The 22,421-nt window shown below is 68.5% G+C and carries 19 protein-coding genes; 3 read left to right on the forward strand and 16 right to left on the reverse strand.

Going from position 1 to position 22,421, the window contains the following annotated elements; translation table 11 throughout:
* Nucleotides 1-73 precede the first annotated feature (73 nt).
* On the forward strand, nucleotides 74-1,420 hold the full coding sequence (locus VLK31_RS16190) for a PLP-dependent aminotransferase family protein (RefSeq protein WP_409169434.1): 1,347 nt from the start codon (nucleotides 74-76) through the stop codon (nucleotides 1,418-1,420).
* 51 nt (nucleotides 1,421-1,471) lie between these two features.
* Here VLK31_RS16190 and katG read toward each other — a convergent pair whose 3' ends face one another.
* The 6 genes from katG to VLK31_RS16220 all read right to left on the reverse strand — a co-directional run bounded on the left by katG (nucleotide 1,472) and on the right by VLK31_RS16220 (nucleotide 9,372).
* Nucleotides 1,472-3,730 (reverse strand): catalase/peroxidase HPI, encoded by a 2,259-nt coding sequence (gene katG / locus VLK31_RS16195; protein WP_409169435.1) that lies wholly within the window; start codon nucleotides 3,728-3,730, stop codon nucleotides 1,472-1,474.
* A 262-nt stretch (nucleotides 3,731-3,992) separates the two neighbouring features.
* Nucleotides 3,993-5,297: a c-type cytochrome gene (locus VLK31_RS16200; RefSeq protein WP_409169436.1), complete on the reverse strand. Its 1,305-nt coding sequence runs from the start codon at nucleotides 5,295-5,297 to the stop codon at nucleotides 3,993-3,995.
* Nucleotides 5,294-7,543, reverse strand: coding sequence for a molybdopterin cofactor-binding domain-containing protein (locus VLK31_RS16205; RefSeq protein ID WP_409169437.1), 2,250 nt, complete (start codon nucleotides 7,541-7,543; stop codon nucleotides 5,294-5,296). The genes VLK31_RS16200 and VLK31_RS16205 overlap by 4 nt, the downstream gene beginning before the upstream one ends.
* A complete protein-coding gene (locus VLK31_RS16210; RefSeq protein WP_409169438.1) occupies nucleotides 7,540-8,043 on the reverse strand; it encodes a (2Fe-2S)-binding protein in 504 nt (167 codons plus the stop codon). The genes VLK31_RS16205 and VLK31_RS16210 overlap by 4 nt, the downstream gene beginning before the upstream one ends.
* An 86-nt stretch (nucleotides 8,044-8,129) precedes the next feature.
* A complete protein-coding gene (locus VLK31_RS16215) occupies nucleotides 8,130-8,378 on the reverse strand; it encodes a DUF6429 family protein (protein WP_409169439.1) in 249 nt (82 codons plus the stop codon).
* A 166-nt stretch (nucleotides 8,379-8,544) separates the two neighbouring features.
* On the reverse strand, nucleotides 8,545-9,372 hold the full coding sequence (locus tag VLK31_RS16220) for an HDOD domain-containing protein (protein ID WP_409169440.1): 828 nt from the start codon (nucleotides 9,370-9,372) through the stop codon (nucleotides 8,545-8,547).
* Nucleotides 9,373-9,828: 456 nt separating this feature from the next.
* On the opposite strand from VLK31_RS16220, the gene VLK31_RS16225 reads away from it, so the two are divergent.
* Nucleotides 9,829-10,818, forward strand: coding sequence for an agmatine/peptidylarginine deiminase (locus tag VLK31_RS16225; protein WP_409169519.1), 990 nt, complete (start codon nucleotides 9,829-9,831; stop codon nucleotides 10,816-10,818).
* Between the two features lie 38 nt (nucleotides 10,819-10,856).
* On the opposite strand, the gene VLK31_RS16230 is transcribed toward VLK31_RS16225, so the two are convergent.
* Nucleotides 10,857-12,398, reverse strand: a complete 1,542-nt coding sequence (locus tag VLK31_RS16230) for a diguanylate cyclase (protein WP_409169441.1) — start codon at nucleotides 12,396-12,398, stop codon at nucleotides 10,857-10,859.
* A gap of 124 nt (nucleotides 12,399-12,522) precedes the next feature.
* Between VLK31_RS16230 and VLK31_RS16235 the strand changes: the two genes are divergently transcribed.
* Nucleotides 12,523-13,263: a Crp/Fnr family transcriptional regulator gene (locus VLK31_RS16235; protein ID WP_409169442.1), complete on the forward strand. Its 741-nt coding sequence runs from the start codon at nucleotides 12,523-12,525 to the stop codon at nucleotides 13,261-13,263.
* A 59-nt stretch (nucleotides 13,264-13,322) separates the two neighbouring features.
* On the opposite strand, the gene VLK31_RS16240 is transcribed toward VLK31_RS16235, so the two are convergent.
* The 9 genes from VLK31_RS16240 to VLK31_RS16280 all read right to left on the reverse strand — a co-directional run bounded on the left by VLK31_RS16240 (nucleotide 13,323) and on the right by VLK31_RS16280 (nucleotide 22,296).
* A complete protein-coding gene (locus VLK31_RS16240) occupies nucleotides 13,323-13,583 on the reverse strand; it encodes a DUF1488 family protein (protein WP_409169443.1) in 261 nt (86 codons plus the stop codon).
* A gap of 612 nt (nucleotides 13,584-14,195) precedes the next feature.
* Nucleotides 14,196-15,293, reverse strand: a complete 1,098-nt coding sequence (locus tag VLK31_RS16245) for a CaiB/BaiF CoA transferase family protein (RefSeq protein WP_409169444.1) — start codon at nucleotides 15,291-15,293, stop codon at nucleotides 14,196-14,198.
* Entirely contained in the window at nucleotides 15,290-15,757 is a 468-nt protein-coding gene (locus VLK31_RS16250; RefSeq protein WP_409169445.1) for a Zn-ribbon domain-containing OB-fold protein, read from the reverse strand. The genes VLK31_RS16245 and VLK31_RS16250 overlap by 4 nt, the downstream gene beginning before the upstream one ends.
* Nucleotides 15,754-16,935 (reverse strand): thiolase C-terminal domain-containing protein, encoded by a 1,182-nt coding sequence (locus VLK31_RS16255; RefSeq protein ID WP_409169446.1) that lies wholly within the window; start codon nucleotides 16,933-16,935, stop codon nucleotides 15,754-15,756. Before VLK31_RS16255 ends, VLK31_RS16250 begins: the two co-directional genes overlap by 4 nt.
* Nucleotides 16,932-18,224: a CaiB/BaiF CoA transferase family protein gene (locus VLK31_RS16260; protein ID WP_409169447.1), complete on the reverse strand. Its 1,293-nt coding sequence runs from the start codon at nucleotides 18,222-18,224 to the stop codon at nucleotides 16,932-16,934. Before VLK31_RS16260 ends, VLK31_RS16255 begins: the two co-directional genes overlap by 4 nt.
* An 11-nt stretch (nucleotides 18,225-18,235) precedes the next feature.
* Nucleotides 18,236-19,225 (reverse strand): Bug family tripartite tricarboxylate transporter substrate binding protein, encoded by a 990-nt coding sequence (locus VLK31_RS16265; protein ID WP_409169448.1) that lies wholly within the window; start codon nucleotides 19,223-19,225, stop codon nucleotides 18,236-18,238.
* Nucleotides 19,226-19,280: 55 nt separating this feature from the next.
* Nucleotides 19,281-20,006: a FadR/GntR family transcriptional regulator gene (locus tag VLK31_RS16270; RefSeq protein ID WP_409169449.1), complete on the reverse strand. Its 726-nt coding sequence runs from the start codon at nucleotides 20,004-20,006 to the stop codon at nucleotides 19,281-19,283.
* Between the two features lie 14 nt (nucleotides 20,007-20,020).
* Nucleotides 20,021-20,980 carry a PDR/VanB family oxidoreductase gene (locus tag VLK31_RS16275; RefSeq protein ID WP_409169450.1) on the reverse strand — a complete coding sequence of 320 codons (960 nt, stop codon included), beginning with the start codon at nucleotides 20,978-20,980 and terminating at the stop codon, nucleotides 20,021-20,023.
* Complete coding sequence (locus VLK31_RS16280) at nucleotides 20,977-22,296, reverse strand: Rieske 2Fe-2S domain-containing protein (protein ID WP_409169451.1); 1,320 nt, start codon at nucleotides 22,294-22,296, stop codon at nucleotides 20,977-20,979. The genes VLK31_RS16275 and VLK31_RS16280 overlap by 4 nt, the downstream gene beginning before the upstream one ends.
* Nucleotides 22,297-22,421 lie beyond the last annotated feature (125 nt).

A 22,421-nucleotide genomic window follows, 5' to 3' on the forward strand; every position in this document is an offset into this window, starting at 1 on the left:
GGGGGGCTGTAACGCAGTCATCGTAGGCCGGCTGATCAATACAATCAAAAGATTGTCATGAATACATCTCGCCATGGCTGAAGCCCGCTACAAGCAACTGGTCGACGCGCTCGCGGCGGAAATTCGCACGGGGAGCATGCCGCCGGGCATGCGCCTGCCCACGCACCGGCGGCTGGCCGAGCAGCACGGCCTGGCGCTGGTCACGGCGTCGCGCGTCTATGCGGAGCTGGAGGCCATGGGCCTGGTCAGCGGGGAGGTAGGCCGTGGCACCTTCGTGCGCGAAACCGCGCTCTCGCGTGGTCGTGTGGCCGACCAGCAAGCGGTGGCGGCGGGCCTAGTGGACCTGAACTTCAACTACCCCTCGCTGCCCGGCCAGGCCGACCTGCTGCGCAGCGCGTTGCGTCAGCTTGCCGCCGGTGGCGAACTCGAAGCCATGCTGCGCTATGCACCGCATGGCGGCCGACCGCACGAGCGCGCTTGCGTCGCGCGGCACCTGGTGTTGCGCGGCCTGGCGGCGGAGCCCGCGCGCGTGCTGCTGGTGGACGGCGCACAGCACGGCCTGGCGGTGACGGTGATGGCGCTGTTGAAACCGGGCGACGTGGTTGCGGTCGATGCCTTGACCTACCCCGGCTTCAAGGTGCTTGCAGAGGCGCACCGGCTGGAGCTGGCGCCGCTGCCCGCGTCGGGCCAGGGCCCTGACCTCGACGCGCTGGAGCGGCTGTGCGCCCAACGCCGCGTGAAGGCCATCTACACGATGCCGACCCTGCACAACCCGCTGGGCTGGGTCATGAGCGAGAGCCGCCGCCGCCGGCTGGTCGCAATTGCGCGGCGGCATGGGTTGCTCATCATCGAAGACGCGGCCTACGCTTTTCTGGCCGACGACCCGCACAAGCCGCCGCCCGCGCCGCTGGCCACGCTGGCACCCGAGACCACGGTGTATGTGTCGGGCCTGTCCAAGAGCGTGGCCACGGGCCTGCGCGTTGGGTTTGTCGTGGCGCCCGACGCGGCCGTGGCAAAGCTGGAACGGGCGATCCGGGCGACCACGTGGTGCACGCCGGGCGTCACCACGGCCATCGCCTGCGCCTGGATGGACGACGGCACGGTCGAGAGGCTCGAAGCACAAAAGCGGCAGGACGCAGCCGAGCGTCAGGCCATTGCCGGCGAAGCGCTGGCCGGGCTCAAGTGCGTGCGGCATCCGGCGTCATATTTCGTGTGGCTGCCCCTGCCGGAAGAAACGCGCGCCGACCGCGTGGCGGCGGCGCTGTTGCGTGAAGGGGTCTCGGTGTCGACGGCCGAGCCCTTTGCCGCGTCGGCGCATGTGCCGCATGCGTTGCGGCTGGCGCTGGGTTCGGTCGAGCCGCAGGCTCTGCGCAGCGCGTTGCAGACCGTGCGGCGGGTGGTGGGCGAGCTCTCTTGGTGAGCCCGTGGGCCGGGGGAAACGCAGCCCCCGGCAATCGCTGCAAAGGCCCGATCAGGCCAGATCGAAACGGTCCAGGTTCATCACCTTGGTCCACGCGGCCACGAAGTCGTTGACGAACTTCGCCTGCGCGTCCGCGCTCGCATAGATCTCGGCAACCGCACGCAGCTGCGCGTTGGAGCCGAAGACCAGGTCGGCGCGCGTGCCGGTCCACTTCAGTTCACCCGACTTGCGGTCGCGCCCTTCGTACTGGCCCTGCGCGCCCGAGGCGGGCTTCCACTCCGTGCCCATGTCGAGCAGGTTCACGAAGAAGTCGTTGGTCAGCGTGCCGGGCTTGGCGGTGAGCACGCCGTCCTTGCCCTGGCCCGCATTGACACCGATCACGCGCAGTCCACCGACCAGCACCGTCAGCTCCGGCGCGGTCAGCGTCAGCAGTTGCGCGCGGTCCACCAGCAGCACTTCGGCCGGCACGCTGAAGCGCGCCTTCGTGTAGTTGCGGAACCCATCGGCGGCCGGCTCCAGCGGCGTGAACGAGGCCACATCGGTCTGCTCCTGCGAGGCGTCGGTGCGGCCCGGCGAGAACGGCACCTTCACTTCACGGCCGGCGTTGCGAGCAGCTTGCTCCACGCCCGCGCCACCGGCCAGCACGACCAGGTCGGCCAGCGAGATCTTCTTGCCGCCGGTCTGCGCCGCATTGAACTCGGCGCGAATGCCTTCCAGCAGCTGCAGCACCTTGGCCAGTTGCGCCGGCTCGTTGACGGCCCAGTCCTTTTGCGGTGCCAGGCGAATGCGCGCGCCGTTGGCGCCGCCGCGCTTGTCGGAGCCGCGGAAGGTGGAGGCCGAGGCCCATGCCGTTGCCACCAGCTGTGCCGGCGCGAGGCCCGATGCCAGCACCTTCTGCGTCAGCGCAGCGACGTCCTGCGCGTCCACCAGCGCATGGTCGAGCGCCGGAATCGGGTCTTGCCAGACCAGTTCTTCGGCCGGCACTTCCGGTCCGAGGTAGCGGGCACGCGGGCCCATGTCGCGGTGCGTGAGCTTGAACCAGGCGCGCGCGAACGCATCGGCGAACTGGTCGGGGTTGGCGAGAAAGCGGCGCGAGATCTTTTCGTATTCCGGGTCCAGGCGCAGCGACAGGTCGGTGGTGAGCATGGTCGGCGCAAGGCGCTTGGAGGCATCGTGCGCATGCGGAATGGTGCCGGCACCGGCGCCGTTCTTGGCCACCCACTGGTGCGCGCCGGCGGGGCTCTTCGTCAGTTCCCATTCAAAGCCGAACAGGTTCTCGAAGAAGTTGTTGCTCCACTTCGTGGGCGTGGTGGTCCACGTCACTTCCAGGCCGCTGGTGATGGCGTCGCCGCCCTTGCCGGTGCCAAAGCTGTTGTGCCAGCCCATGCCCTGCGCCTCGATGCCGGCGCCTTCGGGTTCGTGCGCCACGTTCGACGCTTCGGCCGCGCCGTGGGTCTTGCCGAAGGTGTGGCCGCCGGCGATGAGCGCCACGGTTTCTTCGTCGTCCATGGCCATGCGCGCGAAGGTGTCGCGAATGTCGCGTGCCGCGGCAATCGGGTCGGGGTTGCCGTCCGGGCCTTCGGGGTTCACGTAGATCAGGCCCATCTGCACGGCGGCCAGCGGGTTCTCCAGGTCGCGCGTGTGCGGCACCTTGCTGTCGTCGTCCTTCACCAGCACCGCGTGGTCTTCCTGGACGCCCGGCGAGCCTTGCGCATAGCGCACGTCGCCGCCAAGCCAGGTGGTCTCGCGGCCCCAGTACACGTCCTGGTCGGGTTCCCACACATCGGCACGCCCACCCGCAAAGCCGAAGGTCTTGAAGCCCATGGTTTCCAGTGCGACGTTGCCCGTGAGAATCATCAGGTCGGCCCACGAAATCTTCTGGCCGTACTTCTGCTTGATGGGCCACAGCAGGCGGCGGGCCTTGTCCAGGCTCACGTTGTCGGGCCAGCTGTTGAGCGGTGCAAAGCGCTGCTGCCCACGACCCGCACCGCCGCGGCCGTCACCGATGCGGTAGGTGCCGGCGCTGTGCCAGGCCATGCGAATGAAGAGGGGGCCGTAGTGGCCGAAGTCCGCGGGCCACCAGTCCTGCGAGTCGGTCATGAGCGCGGCAAGGTCTTGCTTCACCGCGGCCAGGTCGAGGCTCTTGAAGGCAGCGGCGTAGTCGAAGTCTTTGTCCATGGGGTCGGACTTGGCGGAGTGCTGGTGCAGCAGGTCCACGCGCAACTGCTTGGGCCACCAGTCGCTGTTCTTGGTGCCGGCGCCGGCGGCCTGGCTGAAGGGGCACTTGGCTTCGGTCTTCTCATTGCTCATGGGGGAACTCCTGGTTTTCTGTTGCGAGGGGAAGGCAAATTCTCTGACAGAAGATGCCGCAGGGCGAATAGAGGTACTTAATTCCAGCGATAGGGCGCGCGGGGTGGCGGGCCTCGGTTTCGCGCGATCCTCACCGTATGCGCGCCGGCTGTCTTGACGGCAGGCGCATCGTTTTGCAAAAAAGTACGGCCGAGCCTGGGTGGGACTCGGCCGGCATGAGGCATGCAGCGGCGCGGTGCCGCAATGACGTTTTCCCCGAGTGCTATTGCGCGCGCTGCTTGGCCACGAACTCCGGCGTCACCGTGCCCTGCTTGTTGCCGAACTGCGCAATGACGTAGTTGGCGAGCGCCGCGACCTCGGTGTCGGTGTAGGCCTTGCCGAAGGCGGGCATGTAGACCTCCTGCTCGTGCACGCGCATGTTCACGCCCTGCAGAATCATCTGCGTCACGTTGGCGCCGCCCGCGTCGTTCACGCCGCGCGTGCCCAGCAGCGACGCGAAGTTGGTCTGCTGGCCTTGCCCGTTCCACTGGTGGCAACTGGCGCATGCGGCTGCGAACAGCCTCAGCCCCTGCTCGTGCCCCTCGGCCGTGTTGGCCGCGGGCGCCGCGGCGCTGGCCGCCACGGCCCAGGGTGCCTTGGGGTCGATATCGATCGGGTCCTTGCCCGTCTTGGCCGGCACGGTGCGCAGGTAGCTCACGAGCGCCGCGGTGTCCTCGGGCTTCAGGTGCTGCAGGCTGTGCTCCACCGCCTCGCCCATCGGGCCCGACGCGGAGCCGCGGCCGTCTGCATGGCCGGTGGTGAGGTAGCTGGCCATGTCGGCGTCGCTCCAGGCGCCGATGCCGTTCTTCGCGTCCGAGGTGATGTTGTAGGCGCGCCAGCCCTGAATGGATTCACCCGCGAGGTTGTTGCTTTGCTCCAGTGCAAAGGCAAAGTTGCGCGGCGTGTGGCACTCCGCGCAGTGGCCCAGCGCGGTGGCCAGGTATTTGCCCTGGTTCCATGCAAGGGGCTTGGACGCGTCGGCCTCGAAACGTTCGCTCTTGAAGAAGGCCGCGTTCCAGAAGCCCATGGCCCAGCGCTGGTTGAACGGAAAGCCCAGATCGGCCTCCTTGTTCGGCTGGTTCACCTGCGGCAGGCTGAACAGGTAGGCCTTGATGGCGAGCACGTCCTTGCGGCTGAGCGCCGTGTACGAGGTGTACGGAAACGCCGGGTAAAGCCGCTTGCCGTCGGCCCGCACGCCGTCGTGCACCGCGCGCACGAACTGGTCGTCGCTCCAGCCGCCGATGCCTGTGGCCGCATCGGCGGTGATGTTCGACGAATAGATCGTGCCGAAGGGCAGCACGAACGGCACGCCGCCTGCAAAGGGCTGCCCCTTGCCGGCCACGGTGTGGCAGGCGATGCAGTCGGCCGCCTTGGTGAGGTATTCACCGCGCACCAGCAGCGCCGCATCGGGCGCCGCGCCGGCCAGCACCGGCGCCTCGCCCTCGGAGCTGTCGGTGCGGTTGAGAAAGAAGTACAGCGCCACGCCAACGACGAACAGCGCCACCACCACCTTGAGGAACCGCTTCATGCCGCGCTCCTTTCGTCCTGCGCTGCCTGCGGGGCATCGGCAATCTTTTTCTTCATCGCCTCCTTGTCCTGCGCGAGCAGCGCGCGGTTCACCGGCAGCGCGCGCAGGCGCACGCCGGTGGCCGCGAAGATCGCGTTGGCCAGCGCCGGCGCCGCAATGGCGGTGCCGACTTCGCCAAGCCCGCCGGGGGCTTCGCCGCTCTTGACCGTGTGCACTTCGATGGGTGGCGACTCGTTGATGCGCAGCATTCGGTAGTCGTGAAAGTTGCTCTGCTCGATGGCACCGTCGCGCAGCGTGATCTCGCTGAACAGCGCCGCGCTCAGGCCGAACAGCAGCCCGCCCTGAATCTGCGCTTCGACGGAGCTTGCGTTCACCGCAATGCCGCAGTCCAGCGACACCACCGCGCGGCGCAGGCGCACCTCGCCCTGCGGCGTCACCTCGACCTCGACCATGGCGCACACGCGGCTGCCGAAGGGGTCGCCTACGGCCACGCCGCGTCCCACGCGCGCAGGCAGCGTGCCCTTGCCCCAGCCGATTTTTTCAGCGGCCAGGTCGAGCACCGCCAGCGTGCGCGGGTTCTTCTTGAGCATCGCGCGGCGGTAGGCCACCGGGTCTTTCTTGGCGCGCTGCGCCAGTTCGTCGATGAAGCTCTCCATCACGAACAGGTTGTGCGTCGGCCCCACGCCGCGCCACCAGCCCACGTTCAGCCCCGCCGGCATGTCGTGGCGCACCCACTCGACCTTCAGGTTGGGCAGGTCGTAGCAGGGCTCGGCCACGCACTCGATCAGGTCGCCGTCCATGCCGTCCTTGCCCATGAAGGCAGGCGCCCAGCGGCCCAGCACGGTGCCCCCCGCAATGCGGTCACCGAACCAGAGGATTTGCCCGTCGCCGTCGACCACCGCCGAGATGTCGTCGTGGTACATCGGGCGCACGATGTCGTGGCGAATGTCTTCCTCGCGTGTCCACACCACTTTCAGCGGATAGGGCACCTGCTTGGCAAAGGCCACGGCCTGTTCGACCGAGTCGGTCTCCAGCCGCCGGCCGAAGCCGCCGCCCAGGTACTGGTTGTGCAGCACCACCTTGTCTTCGGCCAGGCCGGTGATCTTGGCGGCCACGCTCACGCAGCGCGTGGGCACCTGCGTGCCGACCCATATCTCGCACCCGTCGGGCCGCACATGCACCGTGGTGTTCAGCGGCTCCATGGTGGCGTGCGCCAGCATGGGCAGGTCGTAGGTGGCCTGCACCAGCGTGCCTTCGGGCCGCTTGCCGGTTTCCTTGCCGACGATGGCCTTGTCCTTGGCCAGCGCGTTGGTCAGCGAGGCACGCAGCTGCTGGGTGGTGAGCGCGGCGTTCTGCCCCGGCGTCCACTGGATCTTCAGTGCGTCCAGCCCGCGCTTGGCGGCCCAGAAATGCTCGCCCACCACGGCCACCGCGTCCTTGATGCGAATGACGTCGATCACGCCCGGAATGGCCCGCGCCGCCTTGTCGTCCACCGAGGCCAGCACGCCGCCCAGCGTGGGGCAGGCCTTGACCGTGGCCACCTTCATGCCCGGCACGCGAACGTCCAGACCGAACTGCGTGCTGCCGTTGACCTTGCCGGCCGAATCGACACGGCGCAGCGGCTGGCCGATGAGCTTGAAATCTTTCGGCTCCTTCAGCGCCACCTTCTCGGGCATCGGCAGCTTGGCGGCGGCACCGGCCAGCGCGCCGAAGCCCAGCTGCCGGTTGCTCGGCGCATGGCTCACCACGCCGCGCGCCACGGTGCAGCTCGCGGGCTCGACCTTCCACTGCGCGGCGGCGGCCGCCACCAGCAGCGTGCGCGCCACGGCACCGGCCTCGCGCAGCACGGCGTAGGTGCCGCGCGTGCTGGTCGAGCCGCCCGTGATCTGGCCGCCCAGCAGCGGCATGCCGTACAGCGCCTCGTTCGGCGGCGAATGCTCCACGCGCACCTGGTCGAGTTCCACGCCCAGCTCTTCGGCCAGCAGCATGGCCGAGCCGGTGTAGATGGCCTGGCCCATCTCGACCATCGGCATCACCAGGCGCACGCCGCCATCGGCGTCGATGCGGATGAAGGCGTTCGGCGCGAAGGCCGGGTTGCCGTCCGCCAGCGCGGCGGCGGCATCGGCCGGTTGCTGGCGCGGGCTGATGGCCGCAAAGGCCTTGCTGCCGCCCACCCAGGTGAAGGCCAGCGCCAGGCCGCCGGCCTGCAGTGCGGCGCGGCGGCTGATTCCGGTGGCCGCGCTCATGACGCGCTCCGGGCCGGCATCGTCATCACCGACTGCAGCACCTCCGGCTTGCCCGTGGCCGCCTGCTTGATGGCGGCCCGGATGCGCGAGTAGGTGCAGCATCGACAGACGTTGCCCGACATGGCCATGTCGATGTCGGCGTCGCTCGGGTTGGGGGTGCGCTGAATGAGCGCGGCGGCGGACATGATTTGCCCGGACTGGCAGTAGCCGCACTGCACCACGTCGACGTCGAGCCAGGCCTTCTGGATGCTCTGGCCGGCGGGTGTCTGCGCAATGGCTTCGATGGTGGTGATGGCTTTTTTGCCGATGCTGCCGACCGGCAGTACGCAGGAGCGCACGGGCTGGCCGTCGAGGTGCACGGTGCAGGCGCCGCACTGCGCAATGCCGCAGCCGAACTTGGTGCCGGTAAGCCCGACGATATCGCGCAATGCCCAGAGCAAGGGCATGTCGTCGGGAGCGTTGACGGCAACGGACTGGCCGTTGATTTGGAGGTCGATCATGGGCCGTGCCTTTTTATGTGGGGGTTCGCCGTGGGGCGGCAGCGAACCATAGCGCGACTTTGAAAAATGCGCTTGCGGCAGCGTGGCTACGAATGCTCGGGCCCCGCCGCATTCACCTGGAAGTATTTGGCCGCGAGTTCCTTGGCAAGGCGCAACCCTTCGTCGGTCAGCACGACCGACTCTTTTGCGCTGTGCGGCTGCGTGATGAAGCCTTTGTCGTGGAGGGCGTCCATCACCGAGAAGTCATATTTCTTCCACACGCGGCCGTTCTCGAACTCGAAGACGCCGAGCAAGGCCAGAAGCGCCTCTTCGACCTTGACCATGTCGTATTCCATGGCGTTGTCCTCCAACGTTGAGCAGAAAGAGGGGCAGCCCCCTCGGGGGCGTCTACTCTGCTGGCAAAACAGTATGAAAGCAACCTCGGTCGGTCGTGTCGGCTGCAACCCTTTTGAACGGGATGGCCGCGGCCTGGCCAATAAAGCGGTAAGCCCGATCAGGCGATCAGGCGATCATCGATTCCAGGTCCGCCGCCAGCTCGCGCGGCGCCGGCATCTCTTGCACCACCGCCTCCGACAGGCCGATGGCTTCTGCCGACTGGGCCGGCCACACGTGCAGCGCCTCGCCGATCACCAGCCCTTCGCGCTCCAGCGCCACGCGCCACACCGCCAGGTGCAGCACATTGGCCAGTGGGTCTTGCGGCTCCAGCGCCATGGGGTCGGCAAAGCCTGAAAGGGCACTGATGAACTCGGGCGCAAAGTCCCAGCGGGCGGCCAGCCGGGCGCTGACGTCGCCGTAGTGGTAGCCCAGCGCCTGCTGTTCGACCTCCAGGCGGCCCATGCTGTCGAAGGGATGCGCGGCGTTCAGCGCGGCCATCTGCTCCTTCATGGCGCCGGCCATGATCAGGTGGCCGATGGCGTGCATGCTGCCCACGGTGAACGCCAGGCTCTGGTCGACGCGCCGGGTCTTGCCCGACAGATAGCGCGCCACCGAGGCCACGCGCAGGCTGTGCGACCAGAACATCGGCAGGTTCACGCCCTCCACCTTCTGAAAGGTGCCCGTGAGGCCCGAGCTCACCACCAGCGAGCGGATCGAGGAAAAGCCCAGCAGCTGAATGGCGTCCTGAATGGACGAGATCTTGCGGCGAATGCCGAAATACGGGGAATTGGCCTGGCGCAGCACCTTGGCTGTCAGCACCTGGTCGAGCTCGATCTTGCGAGCGACGGTGCCGACGGCGGCGTCTTCGTCGCGCAGCAACTCGATGAGGTCGAACACCACCTTGGGCACCGTGGGGAGCAAATGGCTGTCGGCAAACAGGTCGTCCAGGGTCATCGCGATCTCGGGGTGTAAGTTTCTCGAAGCCCGGAATTGTGCTGCAAGCCTTCTGTTACGTGTTGTCGGACGGGGGCGCGCGTCGGTTTGTGTGGCGTTCAGCCATCGCCGAGCTGTTTCAAGCGCACGAAAACACCTGCTTCGGCCTGCTGGCAGCTGCGTCCACACGCACCCCGAGCCGACGAAGCCGGGGACGGCTTACCGCAGGCGGCGGGCAGATGGTCGCGAGGGAGGGATAGCATCGACGCCGCCGCAGCCCGCATGAACGCGCCATGCTTCGAGGAGCCCGAGATGCGTTTTTCCCCGACCCGCCGCCGCCTGCTGGGCGGCCTGAGCCTGGCGCCGATGGCGCCGCTCTCACCCTTGGCGCCCGTGCTGTCAGTGGTGCCCTTCGCCTCCCTGGGCGCACCCACCGCCTCGGCGGCCACGACCGATGCCGCGTCCGAAGGCTGGCGCATGCCCGACGAGGCCGATCCGCACCGCGCCACCTGGATGGCCTTCGGCCCCAGCGAGGAGGTGTGGGGCCAGCGCCTGCTCGGGCCGGCGCGCGAGCACCTGGGCGGCATTGCGCGCGCCATTGCGGCCTTCGAGCCGGTGCGCATGCTGGTGCGCGAAGACGAGCAGGAGCTGGCCGCGCGCCTGTGCGGCAGCCGCGTGCAGCTGGAGGTGCAGCCCATCGACGACCTCTGGATGCGCGACACCGGCCCGGTGTTCGTGCGCAACGCCGCGGGCGCCTCGGGCGGCGTGGACTTCAACTTCAACGGCTGGGGCGGCAAGCAGTCGCACGGCTACGACGCCGAGGTGGCCGGCTACGTGAGCGACGCGGCCGAGGTGCAGCGCCTGCGCACGCGGCTGGTGCTGGAGGGCGGCGGCATCGAGGTGGACGGCGCGGGCACCGCGCTCATCACCGAGAGCTGCGTGCTCAACCCCAACCGCAACCGCGGCCTGCGCAAGGAGGCCTGCGAGGCCGAGCTCAAGCGGCTGCTGGGCCTGCGCAAGATCATCTGGCTGCCGGGCATTGCGGGGCGCGACATCACCGACGGGCACACCGACTTCTATGCGCGCTTTGCCGCGCCCGGCGTGGTGGTGGCGGGCCTGGACGACGACCCCGCCTCCTACGACCACGCCGTGACCCGGCGCCACCTGGAGATTCTTCGCCAGGCCACCGACGCGCGCGGCCAGCGGCTGCGCGTGGAGGTGCTCAAGGGGCCGGAAAGCGTGCGCAAGGCCTTCGAGACGCGTGAGTTCGCGGCGGGCTACATCAACTTCTATGTGTGCAACGGCGCGGTCATTGCGCCGCAGTTCGGCGACGCGCGGGCCGACGGCAACGCGCGTGCGCTGCTGCGCGACCTGTTTCCAAGGCGCGAGGTGGTGCAGCTGGACATCGACGCCATTGCCGCCGGCGGTGGCGGCATTCACTGCACCACGCAGCAGCAGCCGCGCTGAGGCGGCAGCGTGGCCTCAACGTCGGGTGGCGCCAAAGTTCAGCCGTCAGACGTGGTCGCGTCGTCGTTGGTGCACACCCGGTTGCGACCGGCCGTCTTGGCCACGTACAGCGCCTTGTCCGCCGAGCGGATCAGTTCTTTGGGCAGGCCCACGCCCGGCACCGGGCTGAACGCGTCCACGCCGGCGCTCAGGGTCACGAAGCCGCCCTCGGTGCCGGTGTGCTCGATGGCCAGGTCGCGCACCGCGCGGCGGATGCGTTCGGCCAGCACCACCGCGCCCGCCACGTTGGTGTCGGGCAGCAGCACCGCGAGCTCTTCGCCGCCGTAGCGCGCCGCAAGGTCGCCCGGGCGGCGCGGGGTCAGGTGGGCGATGGTGCGGCCGATGGTCTGCAGGCATTCGTCGCCCGCCGCATGGCCGTAGATGTCGTTGTACTGCTTGAAGCAGTCCACATCGAGCAGGATCAGCGCCAGCGTGCTGGCGTTGCGCAGCGCGCGGCTGAATTCGGTGTCCAGCGTGGCGTCGAACTGCCGGCGGTTGGCCAGGCCGGTGAGGCCGTCTTCCATGGCCAGCGTGTTGAGCGTCTTGTTCAGCGTTTCGAGCGCGTCGCGGGCGCGGCGCAGTTCGGCCTCGGTCTGGGTGCGCAGCTCGATCTGCTTCACCAGCCGCCAGCCGAAGAAGCCCACGATGGCCGCCAGCAGCAGCACGCCGCCCGAGTGCCACAGCGTTTCGCGCCACCAGCTCGCCAGAATCTCGTCCTTGGACAGCGCCGCGGCCACGAACAGCGGGTAGTGCGCCAGGTTGCGAAAGCTGTTCAGCCGCGTCACACCGTCTTGCGCCGACGTGATGTAGGCGGCGCCGACCGGCCCCTGCGTCGCGTAGGCGCGAAAGAGGTCGGTGCCGCGCATGTCCCGCCCCACCGTGCCGGGCGTGTTGGGGCGACGGATCAGCATGGTGCCGTTGTCGAGCACCAGCGCCACGGCGCCTGCCTCGCCAATGTCCAGGCTGTCGTAGAACCGGGTGAAGAAGTCCAGGTCGATGGTGGCGAGCGCCACGCCCGCAAAGCTCCCGTCCGGGTGGTTGAGCCGGCGCGACACCGGAACCAGCAGCTTGCCGTTGGTGCGGCTTTTCACCGGAATGCCGATGTGCGGGCCGCGTTCTTCGTGGGTGCGGTGAAAGACGAAATACTCCCGGTCCGCGTTGTTCAGGTTCTCCGACGCCGTCGTGTGGCGCGAGTTGGCGATCCATTCGCCGGCTTCGTCGTACACGTGCACACCGTCCAGCTGCGCCAGTTCGGCCACGCGCGTGGACAGCACGGTGCGAAGCCGTGCCACCGCGTCCGGCCCGGTGCCGTCATGCTCGATGCGCTCGACCAGGCCGACCAGCACCGTGTCGGCCTCCTTGAGCGTGTCGTCCGCCTGCTGCGCCATGGCGCGCGCGAGGTTGGAGGCCTCGGTGTGCATCTCCTCGAGCTGCACGGTGCGCGAATGCCAGCTGTTCCATGCGTCCAGGGCAAGCAGGCTCAGGCACACGATGGCCACGAAGGCCATGGTTCTGAAGGTGATGGAGGGGCGTTTGGGCACGAGGCAGTTTCGCCATGGGGGCGGTGCAGGAGTCTGGGCCGGACTTTGACACATGTCCAGGCGCCAGCGCGCGCAAGCCGGCTTGCGCCGCAGAATCACGGAAACTTTGAAACTGCTCCCCGCCATGGCATTGCCTCCGCGTTTGTCTTCCTTGCCCGAGGCTGTTGCACGCAACAGCCTCCTGAGCGTCATTCCGCCCGAAGTGATGGCCCGGATGCAGCCGTTTCTGGAGCGGGTGCCGCTGCAGTTGGGCGAAGTGCTCTATGAGTCGGGCGTGGTGCAGCAGCACGTGTTTTTCCCCACCGACAGCATCGTGTCGCTGCTCTATGTGCTGGAGAACGGGCAGTCGGCCGAGATCGCGGTGGTCGGCTTCGAGGGCATGGTGGGGGTGTCGCTGCTGATGGGCGGGGGCAGCACGCCCAACCGTGCGGTGGTGCAGAGCGCTGGCCACGCCTTCAGGCTGGGCGCCACGCACATCAAGGCGCTGACGGACAAGGGCGGGCCGCTGCTGCACCTGTTGCTGCGCTACACGCAGTCGCTCATCACGCAGATGTCGCAAACTGCCGTGTGCAACCGGCACCATTCGCTGGAGCAGCAACTCTGCCGGTGGCTGTTGCTGAGCCTGGACCGCCTGCCGGGCAACGAGCTGGTGATGACGCAGGAGCTCATCGCCAACATGCTGGGTGTGCGGCGCGAGGGTGTGACCGAGGCGGCGGGCAAGCTGCAGCGCCTGAACCTCATCAAGTACGCGCGCGGCCACATCACGGTGCTCGACCGGCCGGGGCTCGAGCGCCAGGTGTGCGAATGCTATGAAGTGGTCAAGCGCGAGACCGACCGGCTGCTGCCGCACCAGTTGTGCATTTGAGCTTTTGCTTGTCCTTCGGCCGAGGGCGTTGCCGCGCGCCTTGGTGCGCAGGCGCGGCGCTAGACCGCGGGGCTGCGCATGTCGTGTTCGCGCAGCATCACGGGTTCCGTCGAACCCGTGGCCAGCCGCCGCAGTACCGCGGCCTCGATCTCGGCCACGTGCTGGCCGAAGGTTTCCAGCGCGTCGGCGCTCTCGGCGGTGCGAAAGTGGTAGCGCAGCGCCTCCCTGCCGATGCTCGCGCTCACCGCCTGGCCGCCGTCGGTGCCGACCCAGAAGCGGACAGAACCTGAAGCGTCATGAAAGTAGGGAGCATCGGACATCGTGAAGATCTTTCGGTAGCGGGGGTGTGGCGCGCACTGTCGCAGGTTGGCGCCTTCGGGTCTGTGCGGTAGCGCTCATAGCTTCGTTCGTTTTCAGGGGCGCTGTTCGGGAACTGTTCAGGGCGACGCCCACGCCGACGGGGTACCTTGCTCCGCGAATGTCCCCCGGCCTGCGGCCTCCTCCTTTATTTCGCTGCGCAAGGCACCCCATCGACGTGAGCGTTGGACAGAGCAGTGGCTGATCGTGCGATCACCCAGAGCGTGCCCAGGTGCACAGGGCGTCGGGTGCTCCCCGCAGCGAAATAAAGGAGGAGGCCGCAGGCCGGGGGACATTCGCGGAGGGGAGTACCCGGCGGCCTGTGCACGCGCCCTGAACAACAGCGCCTAGAACAATGCAGCCCGTAAAAACGTCCCCCGTGTTGTCGGTCGCGGATCTTCTCGCGGCGCATTCGCCTGACCATTCGGGGGGATGAATCGCAAGCCGGTTTTATTGGATACGGCAAAAAATGGAGCTTTGGCTGCAAATTTTTTCGGATCCGATAGAAGTCAGGATGGCCTGTCCGTCGAACACCGCAAATTTGCCAACTCGTCCGGTGCTTGAAACGGTCACGCTCAAGCGCCGCTGACCCCACCCCAACGCCCGAGCACATCCGCCACCGCTTGCGCATGCGAAGGCGCCGCCCCCTGAATCGCCGATGGCGTGCGCGAGAAGCGCGGCGCGGGCGCCGGATGCTTCACGCCTTCGACATCGACAAAGGCTTCACGCGCAAGCTGATGCGGATGCGCCGCCGCCTCGCTCAACGCCAGCACCGGCGCAAAGCACACATCGCTGCCTTCGAGCAACGCAGTCCATTCGTCGCGCGTGCGCATGTGGAAGATGCGCTCCAACTCGGCGCGCAGCGCGGGCCACTGCGCGCGGTCATGCTGCGCACCACGCAGCGCCGGCGCCACACCCACCCGCTTGCACAGGTCGGCAAAGAACTGCGGCTCGATCGGCCCGATGCACACGTGCCGTGCATCCGCCGTTTCGTACGTGCCGTAGTACGGCGCGCCGCCGTCCAGCGCATTGCTGCCTCGCACCTCGGTGAAAGTGCCGCGCATCGCGCTGGTCGCGCACAGGCTCATCAGCGAGTTCACGCCGTCGGTGATCGCCGCATCGACCACCTGGCCGCGGCCCGACTGCCGTGCCTCGTGCAAGGCCGCGAGGATGCCGACGACCAGATAGAGGCTGCCGCCGCCGTAATCGCCCACCAGATTGAGCGGTGGCACCGGCGCGCCACCCGCAGGGCCAATGGCGTGCAGCGCGCCGGTCAGCGCGATGTAGTTGATGTCGTGGCCGGCCGCCTGCGCAAGCGGCCCGTGCTGGCCCCAGCCCGTCATGCGCCCATAGACCAGGCGCGGGTTGCGCGCCGCCACCACGTCGGGGCCCAGGCCCAGGCGCTCCATCACGCCGGGGCGGAAGCCCTCGACCAGCACATCGGCGCTGGCCAGCAGTTGCAGCACCTCTTCGCGCGATGCCGGCTGCTTCAGGTCGGCCAGCACCACGCTGCGCCCGCGCCCGGTGATGTCGGTGCGGTCGCCGAGCTTGCGGCCCGGCCGGTCGATGGTGACCACGTCGGCGCCCATGTCGGACAGCAGCATGCAGGCGAAGGGGCCGGGGCCCAGGCCGGCGAACTCGACCACCTTCAGGCCGCTCAGCGGTCCGTTCATGCCGCGCTCTCCTCGTGCAGGCGCCACTGCAGCAGAGAGCACGGCGGCTGCGCATCGGCATGGTGTTCGTACACGCCTTCGACCTGCGCTCCGATGCGCACCTCCTGCATCGGGTCGCCCAGCAGGTTGCCGACCATGCGCACATCGCCGGCGTGCGGCAACTCCACCAGCACCACAAGGTACGCGCCGTGCCCTTTCAGCGCCGCATGCGCCGGATGCCACACGCGCTCCCAGCTGAAGATGCGGCCGCGCGGCACCACGTCTTCCCATGCGGGGTCGAAGGCATGGCAGTGGTGGCAGAGCCATTCAGGGCCGAACTGCCAGGTGCCGCATGTGGCGCAATGCTGCACGCGCAGGCGGCCCTCGCGCAGGCCCGACCAGTAAGGCGCGGACAGGCCATCTGGTTCCGGTACCGGAATCGGCAGGCCCGTCGGAAGGTAGGGTGTTGCAGTCGTGTCGTTCACAGCACGTTCTCCGATGCCAGCAAGAGACTGCTCACCGGCGACACCATCGGCCCGCCGATCACCAGGGCCACGTCGCTGCGCACCGCCTGGCTGGTGGAGGTGCCGCGCACTTGCCGCACGGCCTCCAGCACCAGCTCGAAGCCGTGGATGTAGCACTCGGCCAGGTTGCCGCCGCTGGTGTTCAGCGGCAACCGGCCAGAGGGCGCGATGAGGTTGTCGAGCGTGAGGAAGTCGTTCGCTTCCTCAGGCTTGAAGAAGCCGTGCTCGGCCAGCGCCATCGCCACGCCGCCGGTGAAGTTTTCGTAGCTCTGCACCACACCCACGTCGGCGGGCGCGATGCCGGCCATGGCGTACAGGTCGGGCGCCACGGTGTCGAAGTTCGCGCTGCCATAGCGCGGCGCATTGTGGGGGCCGGCACCCGCGCGGTGGCCCGCGCCGCTGGCCGCGCCCAGCAGATAGGCGGGCTTGTGCGCGAAGTCTTTCGCGCGCTCCGCGGCCACCAGCACGATGGCCGCGGCGCCGTCGTTCTCCATGCAGCAGTCGTACAGATGAAAGGGCTCGGCGATCCAGCGCGAGGCGTCGTAGGTCGCGGCGTCCAGCGGCTTGCCGTGCATCACCGCGCGCGGGTTGGCCTGCGCATGGTGGTAGGAGGCCAGCGCGATGGCGCGCAGTGCTTCTTGCCGCACGCCGTGCTCATGCATGAAGCGGCGCACGCGCATGGCAAAGCGCTGCGGCGGAGAGAGCACGCCGTAGGGCATCAGGTAGGCCTTTTCGCCCGACACGGTGTCGATGCCCGTCACCTGGCCGAAGCGCCCGTGCTGACCCTGCGCCAGCGCGCGGAACACCACCACGCAATCGGCCAGCCCCGCCGCGATGGCCGCCGCGCCATTGGCCACTGCCGCGCAGCAACCGCCACCACCGCCACCCCATTGCATGGTGGCGCTGCGCAGGCGGTGCGTGCCCAGCGCGGCGGCCAGCCGCGAGGCGTCGTTGCGGTCGTCGCTGTACGACGCAAAGCCGTCGATCTCGCGCGCATCGAGGCCGGCGTCCGCGCACGCCGCCAGGATGGCTTTCAGCGCGAGCTTGAACTCCGCGTCGGGCGACTGGCCGTGCTTGTAGTACGTGGTCTCGCCGATGCCGGCGACGGCCACGCGGCCCCGGAGCGATCGTTGGGTCATGCGGGCGTGCCGGCAGTTTCTTGCCGCACTGCGGGCGGGCCGAAGGCACCGGCCTGCGCGAGCGCGGCGAGCCGCTCGTCGCCGTAGCCGAGTGCTTCGCGCAGCACCTCGTGCGTGTGCTGCCCCACGGTGGGTGCCGCCACCGGGTCGGCGATGGGCGTACGCGCGTAGCGAATGGGCAGTGCCATGTTGGGCACCCAGCCCACCGCGGGGTGCGGAATGCGCGTGACCAGTTGGCGCTCGCGCGCCTCGGGCGATCGAATGGCCTCGCCCACCGTGCGCACCTCACCGCACGGCACGCCGGCTGCCCGCATGCGCGCTTGCCAGTGCGCCCACGGTTGCTTCGCAAAGGCTTCGCCCAGCAGCGCGAACAGTTCCTCGCGCCTTGCCGAGCGGTCGCGGCCCGTCGCAAAGGCCGGGTCGTTCGCCACGTCGGGCCGTTCGACCACCTGCGCCATCAGCCGCTGAAAGATCTTGTTGTTGCCGCTGTTGATATAGAACGAGCGGTCTTGCGCCTCGAACACGCTCGAAGGGCAGGTGTCGGGGCTGGTGTTGCCGTGCCGCTGGGGCTCGGCACCGCTGAACACATGCTGCAGCGTCGCGTAGCCGGTCATGAGCACCGCGTTGTCGAACAGCGCCACCTCCATCGACTGGCCATGGCCGGTGCGCTCGCGCGCCACCAGCGCGCCAAGGATCGCGTTGCACGCCATCATGGCCGTGCTGATGTCCATCACCGGCGACAGCGCGCGCACGCCTTGGCGGTCGGCATAGCCGTTCATCGACACGAAGCCGCTTTCGGCCTGCGCAATGGGGTCGAAGCCCAGTCGGTCGGCAAACGCGCCTTCGCGGCCATAGGCCGACACCGAGCAGTACACGACCTCTGGGTTGGTCTTGCGGATGTTGTCGTAGTCGAGCCCGAAGCGCGCCATCACGCCGCTGGAAAAGTTCTCGACCACCACGTCGGCCGTGGCGGCCAACGCGCGCGCCACCTCCAGGCCTTCGGGCGTTTTCAGGTCGAGCGCCACGCTGCGCTTGTTGCGGTTCGACCAGAGAAAGGGCGCGCCCTGCGCCAGGTCGGGGTGCACCGGCGGGTACTGGCGAAAGTCGTCGCCGCGCCCGGGGGCTTCTATCTTCAGCACATCGGCGCCCATGTCGGCCAGCATCATTGTGGCGAACGGGCCTGCGATGAAGTGCGTGAAGTCCACCACCTTGATGCCTGCGAGCGCCTGGGGCGCGCCGGTGGGGCGGGGTGTGTGTTCGGGAAAGTCGCTTGCAATGTTGTCGAGCATGGAACGTGTTCTCACATCTGGATGTTGGCTTTGCGCACCACCGGGCCCCACTGCGCCATCTCGTCGCGAATGAGCTTCTCGAGCTCTTGCGGCGTGCTGCTGCGCGCCTCCACGTTGCGGTCCGAAAACATCTTGCGCACTTCGGGCCGTGCCACCGCGGCGACCACGGCGGCGTGCAGCTTGTCGACCACTTCTTGCGGCGTGTCCTTGGGCGCGAGCACGCCGAACCATGCCGAGCTGCGAAAGCCCGCCACGTCGTCGGCAATGGCGGGCAGGCCCGGCACCGTGTCGGTGGGCTTGAGCGTGCCCACCGCCAGGTAGCGCACCTTGCCGGAGTTGACGAGCGTGGCGCCGTCCAGCCCGGTAACGAAGGCGGCCTGCAGCTGGCCGCCGGCAAAGGCGGTCATCATCGGCGCGCCGCCGTTGTAGGGAATGTGCTGCAGCTTGAGCCCCGCCGCCTCGTTGAAATATTCGGCCGTCAGGTGCGACAGCGAGCCGTTGCCGACCGAGCCGATGTTCAGCGACGTGCCGTTCTTCTTCGCGTACGCGAGAAACTCCTTCATCGTCCTGGCCGGGCTCTCGGCCGGCACCGCGAGGATCATCGGCGTGATGGCCACCGTGGACACGGGCCGCAGGTCTTTCAGCTCGTCGTAGGGCACCTTGCGCATCAGCCCGACCACCGCGTTGGGCCCCGTGTTGCCGAACACCAGCGTGTAGCCGTCGGGTGCGGCCTTGGCCACGTAGTCGACGCCGATGGTGCCGCCCGCGCCTGGCTTGTTCTCGACGATGACGGTCTGCCCCAGCGTTTCGCTCATCGACTGCTGGATGGCGCGCGCGAGCTGGTCGGTGCTGCCGCCGGCCGCGTAGGGAACGATCATGCGGATCGGCTTGCTCGGGTAGCCGCCCTGCGCAAAGGCGGGCAGCGCGCCGGCGGCGAGCGAAAGGCAGGCGGCGCACAGCAGGGCGCGACGATGAAGAGTAGGCAAGAGCGTGCGTTTCATGGGGCGTTGTCTCCGTTGTCTTGTAGGGATGCGTGGGTTAATTTTTGGCACTCGCTCAGTCGCCGAGCACGCTCGACCAGTAGCTGCGCGCGCGGTCCATGTGCCGCAATATGAGCAGCTGCGCCTTGGCCGAATCGCGCGCGCGAATGTGCTCGAACAACCGTTGGTGGTCGCGCAGCGAGGCCGTGCCCTGCACCGTGTCCGCGAACATCGCCTCGCGGCGCCGTCCGGTGAAACGGTAGAACGCGTGCAGCACGCGCACCAGCACCGTGTTGTGGGTGGCATCGACCAGCGCGATGTGAAAGTCGGTGTCGGCCGTGGCGATGTTGCCGCTCTGCGCGAGCACTTCTTCGGTGTGGCGCAGCACGGCCTCCATGCGCGCCAGGTCGGCGTCGGTGCGGCGCTGGCAGGCCAGGCCCGCGGCCAGCACTTCGAGATGGCCGCGCACTTCCATCGTCTCCGCCACCTCGACCGGCGTGGGCGTGCCGCCCATGTCGGTGAGCATCACCAGCGCCTCGAAGCTGGCCTCGCGCGCCACATGCCGCAGGTAGATGCCCGAGTTGGGGCGCGACTCCACGATGCGCAGCGTGACCAGCGTGGCCAGCGCCTCGCGCACCGCGTTGCGTCCCACGCCCAGCCGCTCGGCCAGGTCGCGCTCCGACGGCAGTCGGTCGCCGGGCTGCAGGCTGCGGTCGCGCAGGTAGGCCAGGATGCCGGCGATGGCGCCGTGGCCGTTCCGGTGCCCGTCCTGGGCCTGATGCGCTTCGGTGGTGGTCGTCATGGCATGCATTCGGCTCAGAGGTCGAGCACCAGCGTCTTCGAGCGCGCGCCGGAGCAGCAGACCATGATGCTGTCGTTGGCCTGCTTTTCTTGCGCGCTCAGAAAGTCGTCGCGGTGGTCGGGCTCGCCGGACACCACCGTCGTGCGGCAGGTGCCGCACACGCCGGCGGTGCAGGCGTAGGGCACGTCGACCGCATGGTCGAGCAGCGTGTCCAGAATGGTCTTGCCGGGGGCCACGGTGTAGCGCGCGCCGCTGCGGTTGAGCACCACCTCGTAGCCGCCTTCGGTGGCCGCCTCGCTGGTGGCGGCGAAGCGCTCGAAGTGCACGGTGTGCGCCGGCCGCATGGCGCAGGCGGCGATGAAGGCATCGATCATGCGGGCCGGGCCGCAGCAATACAGGTGCGCGTGCGCCGGTGCATCGCGCACGAGGGCTGCAATGTCGAGCCGGTCCGTGCGCGAAGAGCCGAAGCAGAAATCGACCTCGCGGCCATCGCCGGCCATGGCGCGCAGTGTGTCGGCGTAGGCGGTCTCGCGCGGCGAGCGGCTCGCATACTGCAGCCGCCACGGCCGGCCCAGCTCGCGCAGCCGGCGCAGCATCGACAGCACCGGCGTGATGCCGATGCCGCCTGCAATGAACACCGACTGCGCCGCGTCTTCCACCAGCGCGAAGTCGTTGCTCGGCGGCGCCGCTTGCATGCGGTCGCCCACGCGCGGCGCGGTGTGCATCCACGCTGAGCTGCCCTGGCCCTGGGTGTCGTGCTGCACCGCCACCACGTAGCGCCCGCCGTCGGAAGGCGCGTTCACCAGCGAGTAGCTGCGCACCATGCCGTGCGGCAGGTGCAGGTCGATGTGCGAACCGGCGGTGAAGGCGGGCAGGGCGGCGTCGTCGGCCGAAACGAACTCGTACGACGCGATGCCATCGGCCTCCAGCCGGATCTGCCGCAGCCGCAGCGCGATGGGGGCGGGCAGGCTCATGGCGTGTAGCCGAAGTCGGCGCCCAGCCGCGCGGTCATGGCCTCGCGCCCTGCCTCGTTCCACGCCGCGCTGGCCGGCAGCGTGAGCGACACCGCGCGCACCATCGGCAGGTCGGGGTCGTCGATGCGTGGCGGGCGCTGCTGGCGCACGGAGAGGTTGCGCACGGTCTCCAGCAGCAACCGGCGTGTCATGGCGATGCCGGTGTCGCTCATGCCCAGGTGCTCCTTTGATCGGTCGTAGATGGGCGCCACGCCGGACTGGCAGGCCGCGTCCTGCACCCACAGGCCGGGCAGGCCGGAGAACCACGTCTTGGTCTGCGCGTCGTAGTTGAAGAGAAACGCGCTCTGCAGGTTGAACTTGGTCCAGTACTTCGCGTAGGGCTCGGTCGGCGGGCGCGGTGCATAGGCGTTCACGCTCGGGTGGCCGGTCTCGCGCCCCGCATGGCCGTTGTCGAAGATCTTGCGTGTCTTCTCGTAGAAGGGCTGCGTCGGGTGGTACGAGAACATGATGCACAGCGTGTGCTGGTCGTCCAGCGGCACCCAGGCGTGGCCGCTGAGCTCCGGGTATTGCGACTGCGGCGGCACCAGCGTATAGAAGGGCAGCATGAACTGGTTCACGCGCCAGTAGTGCGTGTGCTCGTCCAGCACGCGCCGTGAGGCCACGCTCATGCCGAAGTCCTGCCGCTTGCACTCGAAGGTGGGGCGCAGGTCTTTCTTGGCGGTCCAGTCGCTGATGGCGCCCTGCTGGTCGATGCGCCCGTGCAGGATGGGCGCGTGCGCCGAGTCGATCTCGCCCTCCACCGCCTGCAGCCAGTTGCACTCCTGCACGCGAAAGCTCAGGTACACGTTTTCTTCGGGCACCAGGTTCCATTCGAGGTTGGGCAGCGGCGGCAGGGCGTCGCGGTCGGGGCCCATGTAGGTCCAGGCGATGCCGTTGCGCTCGCGGCAGGGGTAGTTCTTGATCTGCACCGTGTCTTTGAGCCGGCTCTGCGCGGGCTCGGCCGGGGTGTCGAGCACATGGCCGTTCACGCCGAACTTCCAGCCGTGGTAGATGCAGCGCACGCCGCAGTCTTCGTTGCGCCCGAACACCAGCGGCGCGCCGCGGTGCGGGCAGGCATGGTCGATCAAGCCGATGCGGCCCTCGGTGTCGCGAAACGCCAGCAGCTCTTCGCCCAGCAGGCGCACGCGCTGCGGCTGGCCGTCGGCCACCAGGTCGCGGCTGGGCAGAAAGGGAATCCAGTAGAGCCGCATCAACTGGCCCATGGGGGTGCCGGGGCCGACGCGGACCAGGGTTTCGTTGTCTTCGTGGGAGAGCATGGGCGCGTTTTCCTTGATGGGTCGTGGGTGTGCGCGGACACAGAATGTGGTGTGGCCAATCTGGATGACCAGATTGGTAGGACCAATGCTATGGCCGCGCACGCCGCGGTGTAAAGCGTTCGCGC

It is taken from the genome of Variovorax sp. H27-G14 (assembly GCF_046156345.1).
GTDB lineage: Bacteria > Pseudomonadota > Gammaproteobacteria > Burkholderiales > Burkholderiaceae_C > Variovorax.

Coding starts and splice junctions, on each gene's coding strand:
- VLK31_RS16190 (WP_409169434.1), top strand. CDS start 74: ATGGCTGAAGCCCGCTACAAGCAACTGGTCGACGCGCTCGCGGCGGAA.
- katG (WP_409169435.1), bottom strand. CDS start 3,730: ATGAGCAATGAGAAGACCGAAGCCAAGTGCCCCTTCAGCCAGGCCGCC.
- VLK31_RS16200 (WP_409169436.1), bottom strand. CDS start 5,297: ATGAAGCGGTTCCTCAAGGTGGTGGTGGCGCTGTTCGTCGTTGGCGTG.
- VLK31_RS16205 (WP_409169437.1), bottom strand. CDS start 7,543: ATGAGCGCGGCCACCGGAATCAGCCGCCGCGCCGCACTGCAGGCCGGC.
- VLK31_RS16210 (WP_409169438.1), bottom strand. CDS start 8,043: ATGATCGACCTCCAAATCAACGGCCAGTCCGTTGCCGTCAACGCTCCC.
- VLK31_RS16215 (WP_409169439.1), bottom strand. CDS start 8,378: ATGGAATACGACATGGTCAAGGTCGAAGAGGCGCTTCTGGCCTTGCTC.
- VLK31_RS16220 (WP_409169440.1), bottom strand. CDS start 9,372: ATGACCCTGGACGACCTGTTTGCCGACAGCCATTTGCTCCCCACGGTG.
- VLK31_RS16225 (WP_409169519.1), top strand. CDS start 9,829: ATGCCCGACGAGGCCGATCCGCACCGCGCCACCTGGATGGCCTTCGGC.
- VLK31_RS16235 (WP_409169442.1), top strand. CDS start 12,523: ATGGCATTGCCTCCGCGTTTGTCTTCCTTGCCCGAGGCTGTTGCACGC.
- VLK31_RS16240 (WP_409169443.1), bottom strand. CDS start 13,583: ATGTCCGATGCTCCCTACTTTCATGACGCTTCAGGTTCTGTCCGCTTC.
- VLK31_RS16245 (WP_409169444.1), bottom strand. CDS start 15,293: ATGAACGGACCGCTGAGCGGCCTGAAGGTGGTCGAGTTCGCCGGCCTG.
- VLK31_RS16255 (WP_409169446.1), bottom strand. CDS start 16,935: ATGACCCAACGATCGCTCCGGGGCCGCGTGGCCGTCGCCGGCATCGGC.
- VLK31_RS16260 (WP_409169447.1), bottom strand. CDS start 18,224: ATGCTCGACAACATTGCAAGCGACTTTCCCGAACACACACCCCGCCCC.
- VLK31_RS16265 (WP_409169448.1), bottom strand. CDS start 19,225: ATGAAACGCACGCTCTTGCCTACTCTTCATCGTCGCGCCCTGCTGTGC.
- VLK31_RS16270 (WP_409169449.1), bottom strand. CDS start 20,006: ATGACGACCACCACCGAAGCGCATCAGGCCCAGGACGGGCACCGGAAC.
- VLK31_RS16275 (WP_409169450.1), bottom strand. CDS start 20,980: ATGAGCCTGCCCGCCCCCATCGCGCTGCGGCTGCGGCAGATCCGGCTG.
- VLK31_RS16280 (WP_409169451.1), bottom strand. CDS start 22,296: ATGCTCTCCCACGAAGACAACGAAACCCTGGTCCGCGTCGGCCCCGGC.